Here is a 19,496-nt window from a genome sequence, read left to right on the forward strand (position 1 = left end):
GGCCATCGCGGGGCAAGCCCGCTCCTACACAGGCTGTGGGAGCGGGCGTGCACCGCTAATCCGGCAAGCTATAACGCTCGGCAAAGTACTGGCGAAAAAACTCCACCGCCACCCGCACCTTGGCCGAGCTGGCCAAGGGCGAGGTGTACACCGCCCAGATGTCCGCTGGCTGGTGATACTCCGCCAGCACCTGCACCAGGCGCCCGTCGGCCAGGCTGTCGTGCACATCCCACCACGAGCGCAGCAAAATCCCCCGGCCATCCAGGCACCACTGGTGCGCCACTTCGCCGTGATTGCTCGACAGGCTGCCGGTCACCCGCACGCTCTCCTCGCCATTGGGCCCTTGCAGCTGCCAGACACCAAACGGGTGGTCGCGCTCCTTGATCACCAGGCAATCATGGCTGGCCAGCTCGGCCAGCACCCCGGGCGTGCCGCGCCGGGCCAGGTAGGCCGGCGAGGCACACAGCACCCGGCGGTTCCGGGCCAGCGGCTTGGCAATCAGGTTGGGGGCGATGGCGTTGCCGACGCGGATGTCCAGGTCGACGCCCTCTTCGATCAGGTCCACCAGGCGGTCATGCACGTCCAGGCGCACGTCCAGGCGCGGATAGCGCTCGGCCAGCTCCGACAGCGCCGGGGCGACGAAGCGCCGGCCCAGGCCCAGGCTGCTGGCAATCCGCAGCTGGCCCACCGGCTCGCGGTGCTGGGCGCTGATGTCGTCGCCCATGCGCTGCACCGCATCGAAAATCTGCTGCGCCCACTGGTACACCCGCTCGCCCTCCTCGCTCACTGTCACCCGCCGGGTGGTGCGGTGCAGCAGGCGCACTTCAAGGGTTTGCTCAAGCACGCGGATGCGCTTGCTGATGAACGCGGCCGACATGCCGAGCTCTTCGGCCACCGCCGCGAAGCTGGCGCGCTTGGCCACCTGAAGGAAGATATTGAGGTCGTCGAGGCTGGGAAGATTATTCACGATACGTGCACTAAGAATCCATGAATCACGAGATTATCTCTGAATCCTGCCCTTATAGCATGAGCCGCACCTGTTCCCTAGACAACGAGTGCGCCCCTCATGAGCAAGACTTTCAGAATCGCCGCAATTCCCGGTGACGGCATCGGCAACGAAGTCCTCCCCGAAGGCATCCGCGTGGTCGAAGCCGCCGCGCGCAAGCATGGCCTGGACATCAGCTTCGAGTTCTTCGAATGGGCCAGCTGCGACTACTACCTGGCCCACGGCAAGATGATGCCGGACGACTGGTTCGAGCAGCTCAAGGATTTCGACGCCCTGTATTTCGGTGCAGTGGGCTGGCCCGACAAAGTCCCGGACCACATCTCGCTGTGGGGCTCGCTGCTGAAGTTTCGCCGCGACTTCGACCAGTACGTGAACATCCGCCCGGTGCGCCTGTTCCCTGGCGTGCCCTGCCCGCTGGCTGGCCGTGAGCCGGGCGATATTGATTTCGTGGTGATCCGCGAGAACACCGAAGGCGAATACTCGTCCCTGGGCGGGCGCATGTTCGAAGGCACCGCCAACGAGTTCGTGCTGCAGGAGTCGGTGTTCACCCGCCGTGGTGTCGACCGTATCCTCAAGTACGCCTTCGAGGTGGCACAAACCCGCGAGCGCAAGCACGTGACCTCGGCGACCAAGTCCAACGGCATGGCCGTGAGCATGCCCTACTGGGACGAGCGCACCGCAGCCATGGCTGCCAATTATCCGGACATCACCTGGGACAAGCAGCACATTGATATCCTCTGCGCCCGCTTCGTGCTGCAGCCGGATCGCTTCGATGTGGTGGTGGCCTCGAACCTGTTCGGCGACATCCTCTCCGACCTCGGCCCGGCCTGCGCCGGCACCATCGGCATCGCGCCATCGGCCAACCTCAACCCCGAGCGCAAATTCCCGTCGCTGTTCGAGCCGGTGCACGGTTCGGCCCCGGACATCTACGGCAAGAACATCGCCAACCCGATCGCGATGATCTGGTCGGGCGCGCTGATGCTCGAGTTCCTTGGCAACGACGGCGCCGACCCGCGCTACCGCGCCGCCCACGACGACATCCTCAAGGCCATCGAGCAGGTCATTGCCGCCGGCGACACCACCCGCGACATGGGCGGGCAGAAGTCGACCCAGCAAGTCGGCGAAGCCATCAGCGCGCTGATCGAAGGTTGAGGACCAGGGGCCGATTGTCAGAATTGTCTGACAAAACGGCCCCTTGGCTCTTGCGGGTGAAGCGGATTATCTGCAGAATCTGTTAACCAAAAGATTCACGTTAACCATTAGTTAACATAGAAGCAGGGAGTGCTGCCGCAACACCCCGGATTGCCTGCCGGGTATAGCTAAGAACGCCAACGTCCAGGAGACGATGATGTCGCACAAAAATAAAAAGATAGATGTGTTCCTGATTACCGTGAGTTTGATTGCCGTGCTGCTCACTGTCATCGGCCTTGCAGCCTTCCCGGGCGAAGCCGAGCACGCGGCCAACCAGTTGTTCGAACTGTCGACCCGGACCTTCGGCACCAGTGTCCAGGTGCTGGTGTTCGGCAGCTCGCTGGCGGTGCTGTACCTGGCCTTCAGCAAGTACGGCAACATCCGTCTGGGCAGTGGCAAACCCGAGTACGCCACCGCCACCTGGGTGTTCATGTTCATCTGCGCCGGCATGGGTTCCTCGACCCTGTACTGGGGCGTGATGGAATGGGCCTACTACTACCAGACCCCGGGCCTGAACATCGCCGCCGCTACCCCCAAGGCGCTCGAGTACAGCATCAGCTACTCGTTCTTCCACTGGGGCGTCAGCGCCTGGTCGATCTATGCCCTGGCCTCGCTGGCCATGGCCTATCACTTTCATGTACGCAAGAAGAGCGGCCTGAACCTGGCCTCGATCGTTGAAGCGGTGACCGGCTTCAAGGCCACCGGCCCGGTCGGGCGCAGCGTCGACCTGATCTTTTTGCTGACCATGATGGGCGCACTGACCGTGTCGCTGGCGCTCACCGCCTCGACCCTGACCCGCGGCCTGCATGACCTGGCTGGCACCCCGGACACCTTCACCGTGCAACTGCTGGTGATCGGTGCGGTGGCGGTGATGTTCTCGCTCAGCTCCTACATCGGTATCGATGGCGGCCTGCAGCGCCTGAGCAAGATGGTCTGTATCGGCGCCCTGGTGTTTGCCCTGGTGGTGCTGCTGGTCGGCCCGACCCAGTTCACCATCAACAACACCGCCAACTCGATTGGCCTGATGATCCAGAACTACGTGCACATGAGCCTGTTCACCGACCCGGCCGGCGATGGTGCCTTTACCCGCAACTGGACGGTGTTCTACTGGCTCTGGTGGGTGTCCTACGCGCCAGGCGTGGCCATGTTCGTGACCCGCGTATCGCGCGGCCGGCAAATCAAGGAAGTGGTCATGGCCCTGCTGCTCGGTGGCAGCTTCGGTTGCTGGTTCTTCTTCGGTGCGCTGGAAAGCTACAGCATGCACCAGTTCATCACCGGCGCCGTCGACGTGCCGAAGATGCTCAGCGAACAAGGCGGCGAATCGGCGGTGACCCATCTGCTGCTGGCCTTGCCGTGGGGCCAGGTGTTCCTCGGCGTGTACCTGTTCATCATGGCGATCTTCTGCGCCTCGCACATGGACGCCGCCGCCTATGCCGTGGCCGCCACCAGCACCCGCAACCTGCGTGAAGGCGACGACCCGACGCCGACCCACCGCCTGTTCTGGTGCGTGGTGCTGACCCTGGTGCCGCTGGCCATGCTGTTCGCCAAGGCCTCGTTGTCGACCATGAAGACCGCCGTGGTGCTCACCGCCATCCCGTTCATGGTGATCCTGCTGGTGAAGATCTACGGCTTCTTCAAATGGATGATCGAAGACTACGGCCAGGTCCCGGCCTACCGCATCGAGGAAGAAGCGGCGCGCATGGCCGGTGAAGAACCGGCGCAAAAAGCCCCGCGCAGCGCCGCCGCAGTGCACTGATCACACACCTGTGGGAGCGGGCTTGCCCCGCGATAGCGATCTGAGCCTCGTACAGGCCAGATCGCGGGGCAAGCCCGCTCCTACAACAGCAGTACATTTTTTTGCCTGATTTGTTAACTGATAGATACGCGTTAACCAATAACTAAAAACCGTGCTTGTGAGACCCCGATCATGAATGACTTCAAACGCCTGCCCGCCGATTTCTGCGCCAACGCCGAAGAGGCGTTCACCATCCCAGCGAGCTTCTACACCCAGGCCGCGGTGTTCGAGCACGAGAAAGAAAACATCTTCGCCCGCAGCTGGATCTGCGTCGGCCACCGCAGTGAAGTGGCCGAGAACAACGCCTACATCACCCGTGAAGTGATCGGCGAAAGCATCATCGTCGTGCGCGGTCGCGACAGCATCCTGCGCGCCTTCTACAACGTTTGCCCGCACCGTGGCCACCAGTTGCTCAGCGGCAGCGGCAAGGCCAAGAACGTCATCACCTGCCCGTACCACGCCTGGACCTTCAAGCTCGACGGCGACCTGGCCCACGCCCGCAACTGCGACAACGTGGTCAACTTCGACAAAGAGAACTCGACCCTGGTGCAGCTGCGCGTCGAAGAATACGCAGGCTTCATCTTCATCAACATGGACATGCAAGCAGGCTCGGTCGAAGACCAGCTGCCCGGCCTGCAAGCGCGCATGCGTGAAGCCTGCGGCGTGATCGACGACCTGCACCTGGCCGCGCGCTTTGTCAGCGACACCCCGGCCAACTGGAAGTCGATCGTCGACAACTACCTCGAGTGCTACCACTGCGCCCCGGCCCACCCGGGCTTCTCCGACTCGGTCGACGTCGGCCAGTACAGCCACAGCATGCATGGCAACTGGACCCTTCAGTACGGCCTGGCGAAACCTTCGGAGCAGTCGTTCAAATTCGACGAAAGCGTCAAGGACCCCTCCTTCGCAGGTTTCTGGGCCTGGCCGTGCACCATGTTCAACGTGCCGCCAGGAGCCAACTTCATGACCGTGATCTACGAGTTCCCGGTCGATGCCGAAACCACCCTGCAGCACTACGACATCTACTTCCTCAACAAGGACATCAGCGAAGAGCAGCAAAAGCTCATCGACTGGTACCGCGAAGTGTTCCGCCCCGAAGACCTGCGCCTGGTCGAGAGCGTGCAGAAAGGCCTCAAGTCGCGCGGTTACCGTGGCCAGGGCCGGATCATGGCCGACCGCGAGCGCAGCGGCATGAGCGAGCACGGCATTGCTCACTTCCACAACCTGATCGCCGTCGCCCACCTCAACGACTGATACCGCCCGCCGCAGGCCTGACCGCCTGCGGCGCGCTTCGGAGTGCCTTGCGTGAAACTCAATGACAACAAGCTGTTCCGCCAGCAGGCCTATATTGCCGGGCGCTGGTGCGACGCCGATGACCGGCGCAGCCTGCCAGTAACCGACCCGGCCACCGGCGAGCTGCTCGGCAGCGTGCCGCTGATGGCCGGCAACGAAGCGCTGCGCGCCATCGAAGCCGCCGAAGCGGCCCTGGCCGACTGGCGCGGGCGCACCGCCAAGGAACGCGCCCAGGTGCTGCGCCGCTGGTTCGAGCTGCTGCTCGAACACGAACAGGACCTCGCCCGGCTGATGACCTTCGAACAGGGCAAGCCGCTGCACGAAGCCCTGGGTGAAATCCGCTACGCCGCCTCCTTCGTCGAATGGTTCGCCGAAGAAGGCAAGCGCGTCTATGGCGACGTGATCCCCAGCCCCGCCAACGACAAACGCCTGCTGGTGATCAAGCAAGGCATCGGCGTGTGCACCGCCATCACCCCGTGGAACTTCCCGGCGGCGATGATCACCCGCAAGGTCGCCCCGGCCCTGGCCGCTGGCTGCACCATGGTGGTCAAGCCGGCCAACGAAACACCGTTCTGCGCCCTGGCCCTGGCCGAGCTTGCCGAGCGCGCCGGGGTGCCGGCCGGGGTGTTCAGCGTGGTCACCGGCGATGCCCCGGCGATTGGCGCGCAGTTCACCGGCCACCCGAGCGTGCGCAAGCTGAGCTTTACCGGCTCGACGCCTATCGGCCGCCTGCTGATGGGCCAGTGCGCCGAGACCATCAAGAAAGTCAGCCTGGAACTGGGCGGCAACGCGCCGTTCATTGTCTTCGCCGATGCCGACATCGACGCGGCGGTCGAAGGCGCCATCGTCGCCAAGTACCGCAACGCCGGGCAGACCTGCGTGTGCGTCAACCGCTTCTACGTGCACGACAGCGTGTATGAGCAGTTTGCCCAGCGCTTCGTCGAACGCGTACGCGCCCTGGAAGTCGGCCATGGCAGCGCCGCCGGCAGCCAGATCGGCCCGCTGATCAGCGACAAGGCGGTGGCCAAGGTCCGCAGCCTGATCGACGACGCGCTCGGCAAAGGCGCCGAGCTGGTGCTCGGCGGCAAGGCCCATGCCCTGGGCGGCAATTTCTTCGAACCCACCGTGCTGGCCAACATTGGCCCGGGCATGGAGCTGCTCGAAGAAGAAATCTTCGGCCCGGTGGCGGCGCTGGTGCGCTTTAGCCGCGACGAGCAGGTCATTGCCCTGGCCAACGCCACCCAGTACGGCCTCGCCGCCTACTTCTACAGCCGCGATATCGCCCGGGTGTTCAAGGTCGCCGAGCAGCTGGAGTACGGCATGGTCGGGGTCAACACCGGGCTGATCTCCAACGAGGTCGCGCCGTTCGGTGGCATCAAGCAATCGGGCCTGGGCCGTGAAGGCTCCAAGTACGGCATCGAGGATTATCTGGAAATCAAATACCTGTGCCTGGCGGTCTGAGCACAGGTTCCGACACGCGGCAGGGCCTGCCGCGTGCTGTTGCAGTCGAGGTGAAACATGGCCAACAAGTATGAAATGTTCAGCGTGCAGGTAACCGAAGTCGAACAGGCAACGCCGCTGATCAAGCGCTTCACCCTGGCCCGCGAAGACGGCGCGCCGATGCCCGCCTTCACCGGCGGCAGCCATGTCATCGTGCAGATGCAGGGCGCCGATGGCAGCCAGTTCAGCAACGCCTATTCGCTGATGAGCGACCCGCGCGACACCCGCAGCTACCAGATCGGCGTGCGCCTTGAAGAGCAGTCCAAGGGCGGCTCGGCGTTCATGCACCAGCAGGTGCAGGTTGGCAGCCGCCTGACCATCTCCTCGCCGAACAACCTGTTCGCCCTCGACCCCAGCGCCGGGCGCCATGTGCTGATTGCCGGCGGCATCGGCATCACGCCGTTCCTGGCCCAGTTGCACGAGCTGGAAGGTGGCGCCACTGATTACGAGCTGCACTACGCCTTCCGCGCCCCGGAGCACGGTGCCTTCCAGCAGCAACTGGAAAGCGGCCCGCATGCCGGCAACACCCGTTTCTACATCGACAGCCTCGAGCGCAAGCTCGACCTCGCCGCGCTGTGCGCCGGCCTGGCTGACGATGCCCACCTGTATGTGTGCGGGCCCAAGCCGCTGATCGATGCGGTGATCGCCACCGCCGCCAAGGCCGGCATCGGCGAGCAGCGCGTGCACTGGGAGCAGTTCGCCGCCGCCCCGGTGACCGGCGCCGCCTTCACCGTGGTGCTGGCCCGTTCCGGCACCGAGCTGCAGGTCGAGGAAGGCATGACCATCCTCCAGGCCATCGAGAAGTCCAAGGCCGCCAAGGTCGAATGCCTGTGCCGCGAAGGCGTGTGCGGCACCTGCGAGACAGCGATCCTTGAAGGCGAGGCCGAGCACTTTGACCAGTACCTGAGCGATGACGAAAAGGCCGCGCAGCAGAGCATGATGCTCTGTGTCTCGCGGGCCCGCTCGGCGCGCTTGGTGTTGGATCTGTAGGCATCAAGCTCCAAGTTTCAAGCCTCAAGCTGCAAGACAGGTACGCTCAGGCTCCTCTTGCAGCTCGAAGCTTGAAGCTTGAAGCTGCCCCACAGGTATACTGGCAGGCTCTTGGCCCCCGATCAGGACACCCTGCCGATGATGGAAAACAGTTTCGCCTTTCGCCTCAAGGAACTGCTCGAGCATCACAAGCTGACGTTGCAAGCCGTCGGCACGGCCCTGGGGATCTCGCGCACGGCGGTACACAAGTGGACCCGCGGCGGCGAAATCGATTACGACAACCTGCGCAAGCTGGCCGACTTTCTCAAGGTCAACTGGATCTGGCTGCGCTACGGCGAAGAAGCCCTGCAGAACATCCAGCAGCCGCAGGTGGTCGAGCTGCCGATGACCGACCTGCGCCGGCGCTACACCGCCCAGATCATGGAAAGCGAAACGCGCATGAAGCTGGCCCAGGAAGGTGCGCGCATCGTCACCTGGGAGTGGAACCTGATCAGCGACGAAGTCACCTACTCGCCCAACGTCGAGCAGGTCTATGGCTGGCCGGTGCATCGCAACGAAGACTTCTGGGCCCACCTGCCGGCCGAAGACGTCGAGCACATGCAGGCCATGTACGCCCAGGCGGTGGCCGACGGCAGTGGCTGCGAATGCGATTTTCGCATCACCCGCCCCGACGGCGAGGTGCGCTGGATTGCTTCCCGGGCCACGGTGCTGCGCGACAGTGCCGGGCGTTCGGTGAAGATGGTCGGCATCAGCATGGACAACACCGAGCGCAAGGTCGCCGAAGAAGAACTGCGCAACAGTGAAGAGCGCTTCCGGGCGATCTTTGAACTTGCCTGGGGCGCCCTCGCCTACATCGACCCCGACGGCAGCTGGCAGCGGGTCAACAACAGCCTCTGCGAGCTGCTCGGCTACCGCGCCGAAGAACTCTACGGCATGACCTTCCAGCAGATCACCCACCCCGATGACCTGGCCGCCAACCTGCAGTTGCTGCAGGCCATGCTCGCGGGCCAGAGCGAGCGCTACGAGGTGGAAAAACGCGTGCGCCGCAAGAACGGCGAGTACCTCTGGGTGCGCGCGCGCACCTCGCTGCAGCGCCGCCAGGACGGTGCGCCGGAGCACCTGATCAGCGTGTTCGAGGACATCAGCGCCGAGCGCTGCGAGCACGAGCGCCTGCAGGCGCATATCGCCGGGCTCGAAGCACGGCTGACAGAAAAACCCTAAGCCCACTCATCGCGTATCGGGAGCGCCAAGGATGCTGCCAGGTTCCACCTCCACTTCTGCCCGGGTCGCGCGCCTGCGCGGCAGGGTCGGCTTGTATTTTGTCGCCGCGCTGTCGGTGCTGGCCGGCATGACCGACGCCATCGGCTTCATGGCCACCGGCGATTTCGTCTCGTTCATGAGCGGCAACACCACGCGCCTGGCGGTATCGCTGGGTGCCGGTGAGCTGGCGCCGATCCTGCGCATTGGCGCGGTGCTGCTGGCCTTTGTCGTCGGCAATGCCCTGGGCGTGGTAATCGCGCGCCTGAGCGGCCGCCGCCCGTGCCCGCTGCTGCTGATCATCGCCGCGCTGCTGGGGTTGGCGGCACTATTGCCCAGCACCCTGCAACTGCCGGCACTGGTCTCGGCCGTCACCGCCATGGGCATGATCAACGCGGTGGTTGAAGAGGTGAACGGCCTGCCGATCGGCCTCACCTATGTCACCGGCGCGCTCTCGCGCTTTGGCCGGGGCCTGGGCCGGGCGCTGCTGGGCGAGCGCCGGCAAGGCTGGCGGGTGCAGTTGATTCCGTGGACCGGGATGTTCGTCGGCGCCGTGCTCGGGGTGCTGCTGGAGCAGGCCTTCGATCTGGCCGCACTGCTGTTCAGCGCCCTGCTGGCCGCCGCGCTGGGCGTGATCTCGCTGAAGATCCCGCGGCGCTGGCAGCTCAGGTACATGCCGCGCTAGGCCGCTTTACAGGCAGGTGGCCAGGGCCGCCATGCGCCGCAGGGCGACATTGTCGTTGTGCTTGGCGTAGTAACTGACCGCAGTGCTGGCGCCCTTGGCCTTGATGTCGGCAAAGGACTCCGCCTCACGGGTGTAGACGGTGAAGCCGCCTTGCTTGCCAGGCTCGAGGTAGCCGCTGGCATCGACCCCGAAGACGTCCTCGTCCTGCCAGCCGAACTGGATGCACTGGGCAACCACATCCGCCGCCTTGGTCGAGGTGAAGGCCTTGGTCGGCGCCTGGCCGCGCGCCGCCTCCATGGCCGATGACGCACACCCGGCCAACAACGCTGTAGCAACCATCGCCATTACTACCCGCATGACTCATCCTCGTCAGAAAAAAGACGTGACTGTAGCATTGCCCGGGCGTCAAAGAGACAACCCGCGTGCATAAAGCCGCGGTTTCATCTGCCAAGGAAGCGCACCATCAGAACCCTCGCCTGCCTGCTGCTCAGCAGCACCCTCGCCCTCTCTGCCTGCGGCTCGATCATGGGTCGGGGCTCGGGCTACTACTCCGAGCGCCCCTCCGATGGCGCCTTCATGGGCAGCCGCTCGAATGTGGCGATGCTGTTCGCCCCGACCTACCTGCAGTACTGCTGGCCAACCCTGGTCTGCCCGGCGGCCTTTATCGTCTCGCTGCCGGTGGACGTGACCCTGGACGTGGTGCTGCTGCCCTACGACATCGCCCGGCGCTGATGCCGGGCAAATTCACAGGGTGGCGACAATAAAGGTGCGCTTGAACGGGAACAGCGTGCGGCCGTCGTCCTCCTGCGGGTAGTGCGCGTGCAACAGCTTCAGGTACTTGTCGAGAAAGGCCTGGCGTTCGACCTCGTCCAGGGCAGTGAGCACCGGGCGCAGGGCCGAAACCTTGACCCAGTCGAAGATCGGCGAATTGCCCTCGACCACCTGCAGGTGCTCGGTCTCCCAGATGTCCAGTTCGCGGGTCAGCGGCGCCAGTAAGCGGTAGTAGCTGTCCAGCGTCAGCACATTGCGCGCGGCCATGAACTTGCGCAGCTCCAGGGTCCCTAACGGCCGGCCACTGGGCCCGGGCTCGCTGAGAGCGCGCAGCATCAACTGGTACCAGGGCGCATCGCGCCAGTTGGGCATGTGCGCCGCCAGGCAGCCGCCCGCCTGCAACTGCCCGAGCAAGCGCGGCAACAGGCTTTCGTGGTCTTCGATAAAGTGCAGCACGGCGGCAGCGAACAGCAGGTTGGCCGGTTTTTGCGCCTGCCACTGGCTGACATCGACATGCAGCCAGTTGACGCTGATCGGCAGTGCCAGTGCCTCCTGGAGCATCTCGACCGAACTGTCGACGCCGAACAGCTCGGCCCGTGGCCAGCGCTCGGCGAGCAGGCGCGTGGCGATGCCGGTGCCGCAGCCCAGGTCATAGATGCATTCGGGTGAGTCCAGGTGCAGGTGGTCGAGCAATTCCAGCACCGGGCGTTCGCGCAGGCGGGCAAACTGCAGGTAGCTTTTGGGGTCCCAGGCGCTGTTGGCGCCGGGTGCGGTGGTGCGTTTACGCGGTTCGAGCATGACGGTGGTCCTCTAGCTCCGTGCGATCAATCCTGTCGTCCAATGACATTCAATACTCTGAGTACCAGGGCAAGCCCTCGACGGGTGTGCGGGTCTCGTAGCAGCAACAGCAGGCCATACAGGCTGGGGGTGGGTTGGTTGCGGGTTTGCGCCGAGGCCATGCGCAAGGCATTGCCCAGGTTCCAGCTCAGGGCCGTGGCCTCCTCGAACAGCCCCGAGAGTTTCTCGACCATGGCCGCATCGAGCAGGTCGACGAGGTCGGCGCTCAGTGACAGCAGGTCGACGACGTTGTCCAGGCGGCCGCTGTCGAGCAGCGGCTGGAGTTTGCGCACCAGGGCGTCCAGGCCCGGGTTGGCGCTCACTACGGCGGGTGAATCGATAGCATCCATGACACTCGGCTCCTCCCGTTGTCGGGTCAAAGCATTCCACGGGCCACGGCCCAGTACAGGCCGCGGTTGAATCCATTGCGCAACAGGCTGCCAAGCTTGGTCGGCGGCGTCGGCAGCACGTCGTGAAGGTAGTCGTAGCACAGCGGCATGCCCATCCCCAGGCCCATCTGCGCCGCAGCCTGGACCTTGCCGTCGTACACCGCGCAGGTGCTGCCCAGGCGGATTTCGCCGGCGATGTTGTTGGCGATTATCGGTGCCTGGTTATGGCAGGCGCCGCCGGCCTTGCTGATCGGCAGGTCGACGCTGTCGCCGATCACATACACGCCGTCCAGGCCATAGACCTGCAGGGTTTCGTGGTTGGTCGGCAGCCAGCCTTCGTTGTTCGGCGCGCGTGAGGCGCCGCTGTGCAACACAGCATCCACCGCGCGGATTGGCGGCGTGGCCATGAGAATGTCGAACGGCTGCGCGTCGCCCTCTTCGGAGTAGGCAATGCGCTGTGCGGGATCGACCTTGCTGAGGGTGAAGCCGCGCTGGAAGCGGATGTTCTTCTGTTCGAAAATGCCCGGCAGGATCTCGCCGGTGGGCCGCTGCAAGAACAGGCAATTGCGCAGCAGCTGCGCGGTGCTCGGGTAGGTGTAGATGATCTCGACCTTGTCGCGCACCCCGCGCTGGCGCAGGTAGTCGTCGAGCATCAGGGTGGTTTCCACCGGAGCGATGCCGCATTGGTGCGGCACGTTGGGGGTTTGCGGAAACGACACGGTGATGAAAATCCGCCCCTTCTCGATGCTCGCCAGGCGCTGCGCCAGTTGCCGCGCCGGCTCGTACTGGTAGAAGTGGTCGCCGGCCTCCTGCAGGCCCTCGATACGCTCCGGGGCGGGCACGCAGCCGGTGGCAATCACCAGAAAGTCATAGCCGTAGCGCTTGCCTGAGCGGGTATGCAGGGTCTGCCCGGCGAAATCGAAGTGGGTGACTTCCTGCACCTGGAAGTCGATTTCCGGGCGCAGCAACGAGCGCTGCGGGCGCTTGAGCTCGTTCTCGAAGAACTGGTTGAAGGCCACGTACATGAACGCGGGCTTGTAGTAGTGATCGGGGGAATTGGACAGCAGGGTCACGCGCACCTGCTCGCTGAGCACTTCCGGGTAGAGCTTGCTTACCAGTTGATTGGCCAGCATCGTGCCGCCGACGCCGCCACCCACAATGACAATATGCCTGGCCATTGAGTCGCATCCCTGCTGTGGATCCAATCCACATGGTTAAAGCACCGGCGACAATAAGCAAATACTCCTTGGCTATAAGTGTTAATCCATTGGTGCAAGAATTGCGAGCGCATCAGGGGGTTGCTGCCAATCCAGGCCGTGCGTTAAAGCGCCAGGAATGCGACCATCGCCCCACCTCGCAAGGATCAGCGCCATCACCATGCACGTCTCCCGCACCACCCTGATCATCCGCCGCATCGGCGCCTGGCTGCTCGATACCCTGTGCGCCCTCGGCGCCTGGTTTGTGCTGGCCGTGCTCGGCTATGGCCGTGGCGAAGACGGCATGCTGCTGATGCAGCTGCTGTACTTCCCGGTGTTTGAATACCTGATGCGCGGGCGAACCCCGGGCAAGCTGCTGCTGGGGCTGATGGTGATCAACCGCGCCGGCCAGCCGCCGAACCTGTTGCAGGCGCTGGTGCGCGGCATCACCCGGCCGTTCGAGGCCGCCTTTGGCCTGATCGTCATCTGGCTGTGCGCCGAGTCGCGCCATTGCCAGCGGCCCGGCGACTGGCTGGCGCGCACCTATGTGATCGACAGCCGCGACCTCAGGGTGCTGCGCCAGCAGGCAGGCACCGGCTAACTTACAAAGCCTCGTCGGCGTCCTCGTCTTCTTCGACTTCACGCTTGTTGGCCATGCCGTTCATCAGCCCTATCACCCCCGCCACGTACAGCCCGGCCAGGCACATGATCACCGAGGGCTCGACGCCGAAGATCATCTGCGAGATACCCGCTATCGCCAACACCAGCAGGCCGCCGAAGACGTTGGTGTCGATGTTGTGGTGATTGAGCAAAAACGTGCCCAGCAACGCCAGGGCCACCAGGCTGAAGCAGATGGCGATGTAGGAGTAGGCCTTGAAATCCCAGATCAGAAAGACATTGATCGTCGAGGTGTAGTTGATGATGTAGCCGATCAGCGTGATGCAGCCAATGAAACCCAGGGCCACGGCGGTGCCCTTCCAGTTGCTGGTGTTGTGGTCCAAAACGTTCTTCCTTGAATGAGCAAAAATCGGCGGCCACTCTACCACCGATCCGCGGCAATGCCCCGCACGCTGCAGCACATCAACGAACTGGCGCTGATTTTCTGCCAGACTTGCAGCCTTCAGGTATCAGGATGACTGCATGAACCACGATCTGCTCTGGGTACTCGGCCTGCTGTTCAGCGCCGTGGCCCTGTTCATCGCCAACCGGCCACGCATGGACGTGGTCGCCCTGCTGGTGATCGTCGCCCTGCCGCTGCTGGGCATCATCAGCGTGCAGGAAGCCCTGGCCGGTTTCAGCGACCCTAACGTGGTGCTGATCGCCGCCCTGTTCGTGATCGGCGAAGGCCTGGTGCGTACCGGCATCGCCTACCGCATCGGCGAGTGGATGGCCGACCGCGCCGGCAACAGCGAAGCGCGGCTGATTGTCTTGCTGATGGTCTGCGTCGCCGGCCTGGGCTCGGTGATGAGCTCCACCGGGGTGGTGGCGATTTTCATTCCGGTGGTGTTGAGCATTGCCGCGCGCATGCAGGTCTCGCCCAGCCGGCTGATGATGCCGCTGGCCTTCGCCGGCTTGATCAGCGGCATGCTCAGCCTGGTGGCAACCCCGCCCAACGTGGTGGTGCACAGTGAACTGGTGCGCCATGGCGAAAGCGGTTTCAGCTTCTTCAGCTTTACCCCGTTCGGCCTGGTGGTGCTGTTGCTGGGGGTTGGCTACATGCTCCTGACCCGCCACTGGCTGGGCGGTGAAGTGCGCAAGGACGGCAGCGCGCAAACCCGCCGCACCCTGCTTGACCTGATCATCGACTACAAGCTCGCCGGCCGCGAACGGCGCCTGCGCGTGCGCCCCGGTTCGCCCTTGATCGGCCACAGCCTGAGCGAACTGAAACTGCGCACCGAACACGGCGCCAGCGTGGTCGGCATCGAGCGCCAGCACAAGTTCACCACCCGCGTGCTCAGCCCCGATTCGAGCACCACGGTGCACGAAGGCGACGTGTTGCTGCTCGACCTGTTCGCGCCCAAGGACGACCTGCGCAGCCTGTGCCAGAGCATGCAACTGGAGCCGCTGCACTTCAAGGCCGCCTACTTTATCGACCAGTCCCAGGAAGTGGGCATGGCCGAAGTGGCGGTGCCGCCCGGCTCGCAATTGATCGGCAAGAGCCTGCTGGAGCTGACCTTCCGCAGCCGCTGGGGCCTCAACGTGGTGGGCCTGCGCCGCGACCAGAACGCCATCGAAGATCAACTGGTGGAAGAAAAACTCAAGCTCGGCGATACGCTGCTGGTGATCGGCACCTGGAAAGCCATTCGCCAGTTGCAGACCCAGCCGCGGGACTTCCTGGTACTGAGCCTGCCAGCGGAAATCGACAACGTCGCCCCGGCCGGCAACCGCGCGCCCTATGCGCTGATCAGCCTGGCGGTGATGGTCGGGCTGATGGTCAGCGGCGTGGTGCCCAATGTGATTGCCGCGCTGATTGGCTGCCTGCTGATGGGCGCCGGGCGCTGCATCGACATGAACAGCGCCTACCGCGCCATCCACTGGCAGAGCCTGGTGCTGATCGTCGGCATGCTGCCGTTCGCCCTGGCCCTGCAGAAAACCGGCGGCATCGCCCTGGCCGTGCACGGCCTGGTGCAGATGCTCGGCAGCGCCGGGCCCTATGTGATCCTCGCCAGCCTGTTCGCCATCACCGCGATCATCGGCCTGTTCATCTCCAACACCGCCACCGCGGTGCTGATGGCGCCGGTGGCGGTGACCACCGCCGAGCAACTGGGTGCCTCGCCCTACCCCTTCGCGATGATCGTCGCCCTGGCCGCCTCGGCGGCGTTCATGACCCCGGTGTCATCACCGGTCAACACCCTGGTGCTCGGCCCCGGCCAGTATCGCTTCGGCGATTTCGTCAAGGTCGGGGTGCCGTTCACCCTGCTGGTGATGGTGGTCAGCGTGATCATGGTGCCTTGGCTGTTTGCCCTGTGACGGCGCCGCGTTTTTGCCCCTGGAGGGTTTCGGCAGCCTGGCGCCAGTCCCGCGCCCAGCCATCAAGGACCACCTTGAGGTTGTCGGCGGTCATCACCTGATCGTCGTTCTCCAGCGGCAGGCCGGTGCCCTTGCGCACCACCTCGGCAACCACCGCGCGGCTGCCGCCGTCGAGGAACGCCGCCTCGGTGGCGATCACGCTGTCCAGGTCGCGAATACCGACGGCGCTGCTGACCCCGGCGGCGACCAGGGTCACCGGCAGGTATTCATAGTAGTGCAGCGCCTGGGTATGGGCGCCCACCGAGGTGATCGCCGGGCGGATGATCAAGGTGTGCGGACCGGGCTCCGAGACCAGCTTCAGGACCTTGCCCAGCTCGCGCTTGAGCGCCGCGTCGTAATAGCCGGTGACCGCCGTCAGGGTGGTCGCGGGGATGCGTTGGCTGGCTTCAGGCTTGGGGTAGAACTGGCTCGGGGCAATGTACACCTGGCTGTAGCGCTCCATGCGTAGCTTGGGGCTGACCCAGCGCAGCACGGCGTCGCCGGAAGCGGTCTTGTGTTCGCTCAGCTGGTCGTAGTTGCGCAAAAAGCCCGAGTACTCCTTGGGGCTGACCTTGTTCTGGCTGCAACCGGCCAGCAGCAGCGAGGCGCTCAACAGCGGTACGATCAATTGCTTGCGCATGCTCAGACTCCGAAGCCGTCATTGGCCGGGCGCGGCGTGCTGGTCGAGCGGTCCACGTGCAGCTCGCCGTGGCTCATGATCCAGTGCACCAGTTCGACCAGGGGGATCTTGTAGCTGTACTCCATCCACTGGTTGCTGGTCGGGCTGTAGCGCTCGAAATAATGGCTGAGGAGCATGTGCCTGCCATCGCTGGACAAGCCCAGGCGCGAGTCCTGGTAGCTGAGCAGCGCGTTGCGCCACATGTCCTGGGTGCGCAGGTCGAGGGTCAGCGACTGGTTGCTGTCAAAGTCTTGGGTCGGGTGGGTGGCCGGCATGGAAAACTCTCTTGAGTGAACTGGCCACAGCCTGCCCCAGGGCTTTTGCTGGCTGATGTCCGCTTTGTGTCGGCCGTGCAGGAATGTTACGAGATTGAAATAAATGACCGGCAGCGCAGAATGGTTTTAGATACGCACTTTTCACGGCCCGTGGACCACAACGTGAGCAGACTGCTGATCGTCGATGACGACCTGGAAATTTGTGCCCTGCTGAAGAAGTTCTTTGTCCGCCACGGCTATGACGTCGACCTGGCCGGCAACGGCGAGGCCATGTGGGCGGCGATCGAACAGCAGCGCCCGGACATCATCATCCTCGACCTGATGCTGCCCGGCGAAGGCGGCCTGAGCCTGTGCCAGAAACTGCGGGCCAACACCGGCATCCCGATCATCATGCTGACCGCCATGGACGAGCTCAGTGACCGCATCGTCGGCCTGGAGCTGGGCGCCGACGACTACCTGGGCAAGCCCTTCGACGCCCGCGAACTGCTCGCCCGCCTGCGCGCGGTGCAGCGCCGGGCCGGTGAGCAACTGCGCCCGACAACCGAGGAAAGCCGCCCGCTGATTCATTTCGACCACTGGCAGCTGGACGTCACCCGCCGTGAACTGCGCACCCCCGACGGGGTGATGGTGCCGCTGTCGGCCGGTGAGTTCGACCTGCTGCTGGTGTTTCTCGAACACCCGCAGCGCATCCTCACTCGCGAGCAGTTGATCGATCTGGCCCGCGGCCAGGGCCACGAGGCGTTCGACCGCAGCATCGACGTGCAGGTCAGCCGCCTGCGGCGCAAGATCGAACCCGACAGCAAGCGCCCGGAGCTGATCCGCACCGTGCGCAATGGCGGTTACCTGTTCAACGCCAAGGTCAGCCGCTCGTGATCCGCCTCGACCTGCGCCGCGACAGCATCAGCCGGCGCATCGCCCTGACCATCATCGCGGCGATGCTGACCTCGGTGGCACTCAATGTGCTGTTCGTGCAAATGGCCGGGGTCTGGGCGCGCCCGCCGTTGACCCAGACCGGCCTGCTGGAACAGATCGCCGTCACCACCCGCACCCTCGAAGCGGCGCCACCGGAACTGCGCGCGACCCTGGCCAACGCCGCCAGCAACCCGCTGCTCGAGGTGCAGTGGAGCCGCCAGCGCGCCGACCTGCAACTGCCCGGGCCGGGCGCACGGATTACCCTCGAAGAAGCCCCGCCGCTGCAGCGCCTGCTGGCCGACAGCCCACGCCAGCTTGAGGGTTTCCAGCCCAGCGACTGGCCGGCGGACAGCGCCGACGCCCATTACAAACTGGTCATGCAGATCAGCGACGGCAGCTGGCTGGCCTTCACCCCACCCTATCGCAGCTGGGGCCTGAGCTCGGCCATGCGCTTTACCATCATCGGCGTGCTGGCCCTGGTTGCCGCGCTGCTGGTGGCCTGGGTCGGCACCCGCCAGCTGGCCGGCCCGCTGCAGCGCTTCGCCCGGGCGGCGCGGCGCTTTGGCAGCGATTTTCGCGCACCGCCCATCCGTCTCGAAGGCCCGCATGAATGGCGCCAGGCGATCACTGCCTTCAACACCATGCAGGCGCAGATCCAGCACTTCGTCGCCGAGCGTACGCAGATGCTCGCCGCCATCTCCCACGACTTGCGCGCGCCCTTGACGCGCATGCGCCTGCGCGGCGAGTTCATCGACGACCCCGAGCAACAGCGCAAGCTGTTTCGTGACGTCGATGAAATGCAGAGCATGATCAATGCCGCGCTGGGTTTTTTCCGCGACGAAACCCGGCTGGAAGAAACCACCCCGTTCGACCTGGCCGAATTGCTGCAAACCCTGATCGACGACTACCGCGACCAGCAGATCGACATCGCCTTCGAAGGCCCGGCCAACCTGGTGTTCCATGGCCGGCCGCTGGGCTTGAAGCGCGCCGTGACCAACCTGGTGGAAAATGCCCTGAAGTACGCCCGCGAGCCCGAAGTGCAGTTGAGCAGCAGCGCCCACGCCATCATCATCGAAATCCGCGACCGTGGCCCGGGCATTGCCGAGGCCTCGCTGGAACAGGTGTTCATGCCGTTCTTTCGCCTGGAGTCCTCGCGCAACCGTGATACCGGTGGGGTTGGCCTGGGGCTGTCGTCGGCGCGCTCGGCAGTGCGTGAACAAGGCGGCGAACTGCTCCTGAGCAACCGCCAGGGCGGTGGCCTGGTGGCGCGTATCGAGTTGCCACGATGAGAAAATGGCGCCTGCCCCGGCTGCAATGGCGTCACCTGGCTCTTGCTCTGTACCTGCTGAGCCTGGTGCTCCCGGCGGTGCACAGCGAGGAGCACAACTGGCTGCGCGAGGAGTACAGCCAGACCATCAATTCCGGCTTCATTGCTTGCATCCTGGGCTTGCCGGCGATGCTGTTCGGCTACTTCGCCTGGCTGGCGAACCCCTTGTTCCTGGCGGCCTACCGCACTCGCAGCGACAGGCGCCGGCTGATCTATGCCGTGCTGGCGTTGCTGGCCGGGTTGTCGCTGCAGTGGCAACGGGTGAGCCTGTATGACGAGGACGGTCAGTTCACCGTTACCGGGTACACCTATGGGTATTACGTCTGGTTGCTGTCCTTTGTATGGTTGGGTGTTTGCGGCGCCAGGCGAGCAGGCGCCAGGTGA

21 protein-coding genes are annotated in these 19,496 nt (G+C 64.5%); 13 read left to right on the forward strand and 8 right to left on the reverse strand.

From position 1 onward, the window contains the following. Positions 1-55: 55 nt before the first annotated feature. Positions 56-967 carry a LysR substrate-binding domain-containing protein gene (locus tag ACIOVF_RS19735; RefSeq protein WP_045201255.1) on the reverse strand — a complete coding sequence of 304 codons (912 nt, stop codon included), beginning with the start codon at positions 965-967 and terminating at the stop codon, positions 56-58. A 99-nt stretch (positions 968-1,066) separates the two neighbouring features. Here ACIOVF_RS19735 and ACIOVF_RS19740 point away from each other — a divergent pair, with 99 nt between their 5' ends. The 7 genes from ACIOVF_RS19740 to ACIOVF_RS19770 all read left to right on the forward strand — a co-directional run bounded on the left by ACIOVF_RS19740 (position 1,067) and on the right by ACIOVF_RS19770 (position 9,717). Further along, positions 1,067-2,158: a tartrate dehydrogenase gene (locus tag ACIOVF_RS19740; protein ID WP_123567564.1), complete on the forward strand. Its 1,092-nt coding sequence runs from the start codon at positions 1,067-1,069 to the stop codon at positions 2,156-2,158. 196 nt (positions 2,159-2,354) lie between these two features. Beyond that, on the forward strand, positions 2,355-3,953 hold the full coding sequence (locus ACIOVF_RS19745; RefSeq protein ID WP_052676557.1) for a BCCT family transporter: 1,599 nt from the start codon (positions 2,355-2,357) through the stop codon (positions 3,951-3,953). A 171-nt stretch (positions 3,954-4,124) separates the two neighbouring features. After that, positions 4,125-5,246 carry an aromatic ring-hydroxylating dioxygenase subunit alpha gene (locus ACIOVF_RS19750; protein WP_045201252.1) on the forward strand — a complete coding sequence of 374 codons (1,122 nt, stop codon included), beginning with the start codon at positions 4,125-4,127 and terminating at the stop codon, positions 5,244-5,246. 51 nt (positions 5,247-5,297) lie between these two features. Further along, the gene (locus ACIOVF_RS19755; protein ID WP_401291828.1) at positions 5,298-6,746 is read left to right on the forward strand and encodes an NAD-dependent succinate-semialdehyde dehydrogenase; all 1,449 of its coding nucleotides are present in this window, start codon (positions 5,298-5,300) and stop codon (positions 6,744-6,746) included. Between the two features lie 57 nt (positions 6,747-6,803). Continuing rightward, the gene (locus ACIOVF_RS19760) at positions 6,804-7,775 is read left to right on the forward strand and encodes a PDR/VanB family oxidoreductase (protein ID WP_093384445.1); all 972 of its coding nucleotides are present in this window, start codon (positions 6,804-6,806) and stop codon (positions 7,773-7,775) included. Positions 7,776-7,913: 138 nt separating this feature from the next. Next, the gene (locus tag ACIOVF_RS19765; protein ID WP_045201249.1) at positions 7,914-8,996 is read left to right on the forward strand and encodes a helix-turn-helix transcriptional regulator; all 1,083 of its coding nucleotides are present in this window, start codon (positions 7,914-7,916) and stop codon (positions 8,994-8,996) included. Between the two features lie 31 nt (positions 8,997-9,027). Next, positions 9,028-9,717, forward strand: a complete 690-nt coding sequence (locus ACIOVF_RS19770; RefSeq protein ID WP_093384453.1) for a YoaK family protein — start codon at positions 9,028-9,030, stop codon at positions 9,715-9,717. 6 nt (positions 9,718-9,723) lie between these two features. On the opposite strand, the gene ACIOVF_RS19775 is transcribed toward ACIOVF_RS19770, so the two are convergent. Next, complete coding sequence (locus ACIOVF_RS19775) at positions 9,724-10,074, reverse strand: hypothetical protein (RefSeq protein ID WP_401291833.1); 351 nt, start codon at positions 10,072-10,074, stop codon at positions 9,724-9,726. A gap of 168 nt (positions 10,075-10,242) precedes the next feature. Here ACIOVF_RS19775 and ACIOVF_RS19780 point away from each other — a divergent pair, with 168 nt between their 5' ends. Beyond that, positions 10,243-10,449 (forward strand): YceK/YidQ family lipoprotein, encoded by a 207-nt coding sequence (locus tag ACIOVF_RS19780; protein WP_052676556.1) that lies wholly within the window; start codon positions 10,243-10,245, stop codon positions 10,447-10,449. A 12-nt stretch (positions 10,450-10,461) separates the two neighbouring features. On the opposite strand, the gene ACIOVF_RS19785 is transcribed toward ACIOVF_RS19780, so the two are convergent. The 3 genes from ACIOVF_RS19785 to ACIOVF_RS19795 are packed head-to-tail and all read right to left on the reverse strand — an operon-like array spanning position 10,462 to position 12,892. Next, positions 10,462-11,286: a methyltransferase domain-containing protein gene (locus tag ACIOVF_RS19785; protein WP_213601731.1), complete on the reverse strand. Its 825-nt coding sequence runs from the start codon at positions 11,284-11,286 to the stop codon at positions 10,462-10,464. A 26-nt stretch (positions 11,287-11,312) separates the two neighbouring features. Next, positions 11,313-11,675, reverse strand: a complete 363-nt coding sequence (locus ACIOVF_RS19790; protein WP_045201244.1) for a DUF1641 domain-containing protein — start codon at positions 11,673-11,675, stop codon at positions 11,313-11,315. 26 nt (positions 11,676-11,701) lie between these two features. Then, positions 11,702-12,892: an FAD/NAD(P)-binding oxidoreductase gene (locus ACIOVF_RS19795; RefSeq protein ID WP_401291837.1), complete on the reverse strand. Its 1,191-nt coding sequence runs from the start codon at positions 12,890-12,892 to the stop codon at positions 11,702-11,704. 199 nt (positions 12,893-13,091) lie between these two features. Here ACIOVF_RS19795 and ACIOVF_RS19800 point away from each other — a divergent pair, with 199 nt between their 5' ends. Continuing rightward, positions 13,092-13,511, forward strand: coding sequence for an RDD family protein (locus tag ACIOVF_RS19800; RefSeq protein ID WP_401291840.1), 420 nt, complete (start codon positions 13,092-13,094; stop codon positions 13,509-13,511). Position 13,512: 1 nt separating this feature from the next. On the opposite strand, the gene ACIOVF_RS19805 is transcribed toward ACIOVF_RS19800, so the two are convergent. Continuing rightward, entirely contained in the window at positions 13,513-13,911 is a 399-nt protein-coding gene (locus tag ACIOVF_RS19805; RefSeq protein WP_045201241.1) for a hypothetical protein, read from the reverse strand. A gap of 139 nt (positions 13,912-14,050) precedes the next feature. Between ACIOVF_RS19805 and ACIOVF_RS19810 the strand changes: the two genes are divergently transcribed. Further along, entirely contained in the window at positions 14,051-15,880 is a 1,830-nt protein-coding gene (locus ACIOVF_RS19810) for an SLC13 family permease (RefSeq protein WP_401291843.1), read from the forward strand. Here ACIOVF_RS19810 and ACIOVF_RS19815 read toward each other — a convergent pair. Together ACIOVF_RS19815 and ACIOVF_RS19820 are read right to left on the reverse strand one after the other, a co-directional pair. After that, positions 15,852-16,559, reverse strand: coding sequence for a DUF3313 domain-containing protein (locus ACIOVF_RS19815; protein WP_401291846.1), 708 nt, complete (start codon positions 16,557-16,559; stop codon positions 15,852-15,854). The two genes, ACIOVF_RS19810 and ACIOVF_RS19815, sit on opposite strands and share 29 nt — an antisense overlap. Positions 16,560-16,561: 2 nt before the next feature. Continuing rightward, positions 16,562-16,873, reverse strand: a complete 312-nt coding sequence (locus ACIOVF_RS19820) for a hypothetical protein (RefSeq protein ID WP_401291849.1) — start codon at positions 16,871-16,873, stop codon at positions 16,562-16,564. A 120-nt stretch (positions 16,874-16,993) separates the two neighbouring features. Here ACIOVF_RS19820 and ACIOVF_RS19825 point away from each other — a divergent pair, with 120 nt between their 5' ends. The 3 genes from ACIOVF_RS19825 to ACIOVF_RS19835 are packed head-to-tail and all read left to right on the forward strand — an operon-like array spanning position 16,994 to position 19,496. Continuing rightward, complete coding sequence (locus ACIOVF_RS19825) at positions 16,994-17,746, forward strand: response regulator (protein WP_401291852.1); 753 nt, start codon at positions 16,994-16,996, stop codon at positions 17,744-17,746. Further along, positions 17,743-19,074 (forward strand): cell wall metabolism sensor histidine kinase WalK, encoded by a 1,332-nt coding sequence (locus ACIOVF_RS19830; protein WP_045201237.1) that lies wholly within the window; start codon positions 17,743-17,745, stop codon positions 19,072-19,074. Before ACIOVF_RS19825 ends, ACIOVF_RS19830 begins: the two co-directional genes overlap by 4 nt. Next, positions 19,071-19,496, forward strand: coding sequence for a hypothetical protein (locus ACIOVF_RS19835; protein WP_401291856.1), 426 nt, complete (start codon positions 19,071-19,073; stop codon positions 19,494-19,496). The genes ACIOVF_RS19830 and ACIOVF_RS19835 overlap by 4 nt, the downstream gene beginning before the upstream one ends.

Origin of the sequence: Pseudomonas sp. NPDC087612, from assembly GCF_044743505.1 — a bacterium.
Lineage (GTDB): Bacteria > Pseudomonadota > Gammaproteobacteria > Pseudomonadales > Pseudomonadaceae > Aquipseudomonas.

Coding starts and splice junctions, on each gene's coding strand:
- ACIOVF_RS19760 (WP_093384445.1), top strand. CDS start 6,804: ATGGCCAACAAGTATGAAATGTTCAGCGTGCAGGTAACCGAAGTCGAA.
- ACIOVF_RS19810 (WP_401291843.1), top strand. CDS start 14,051: ATGAACCACGATCTGCTCTGGGTACTCGGCCTGCTGTTCAGCGCCGTG.
- ACIOVF_RS19740 (WP_123567564.1), top strand. CDS start 1,067: ATGAGCAAGACTTTCAGAATCGCCGCAATTCCCGGTGACGGCATCGGC.
- ACIOVF_RS19780 (WP_052676556.1), top strand. CDS start 10,243: ATGGGTCGGGGCTCGGGCTACTACTCCGAGCGCCCCTCCGATGGCGCC.
- ACIOVF_RS19750 (WP_045201252.1), top strand. CDS start 4,125: ATGAATGACTTCAAACGCCTGCCCGCCGATTTCTGCGCCAACGCCGAA.
- ACIOVF_RS19790 (WP_045201244.1), bottom strand. CDS start 11,675: ATGGATGCTATCGATTCACCCGCCGTAGTGAGCGCCAACCCGGGCCTG.
- ACIOVF_RS19795 (WP_401291837.1), bottom strand. CDS start 12,892: ATGGCCAGGCATATTGTCATTGTGGGTGGCGGCGTCGGCGGCACGATG.
- ACIOVF_RS19825 (WP_401291852.1), top strand. CDS start 16,994: ATGGTTTTAGATACGCACTTTTCACGGCCCGTGGACCACAACGTGAGC.
- ACIOVF_RS19770 (WP_093384453.1), top strand. CDS start 9,028: ATGCTGCCAGGTTCCACCTCCACTTCTGCCCGGGTCGCGCGCCTGCGC.
- ACIOVF_RS19775 (WP_401291833.1), bottom strand. CDS start 10,074: ATGCGGGTAGTAATGGCGATGGTTGCTACAGCGTTGTTGGCCGGGTGT.
- ACIOVF_RS19835 (WP_401291856.1), top strand. CDS start 19,071: ATGAGAAAATGGCGCCTGCCCCGGCTGCAATGGCGTCACCTGGCTCTT.
- ACIOVF_RS19765 (WP_045201249.1), top strand. CDS start 7,914: ATGATGGAAAACAGTTTCGCCTTTCGCCTCAAGGAACTGCTCGAGCAT.
- ACIOVF_RS19820 (WP_401291849.1), bottom strand. CDS start 16,873: ATGCCGGCCACCCACCCGACCCAAGACTTTGACAGCAACCAGTCGCTG.
- ACIOVF_RS19745 (WP_052676557.1), top strand. CDS start 2,355: ATGTCGCACAAAAATAAAAAGATAGATGTGTTCCTGATTACCGTGAGT.
- ACIOVF_RS19815 (WP_401291846.1), bottom strand. CDS start 16,559: ATGCGCAAGCAATTGATCGTACCGCTGTTGAGCGCCTCGCTGCTGCTG.
- ACIOVF_RS19800 (WP_401291840.1), top strand. CDS start 13,092: ATGCACGTCTCCCGCACCACCCTGATCATCCGCCGCATCGGCGCCTGG.
- ACIOVF_RS19785 (WP_213601731.1), bottom strand. CDS start 11,286: ATGCTCGAACCGCGTAAACGCACCACCGCACCCGGCGCCAACAGCGCC.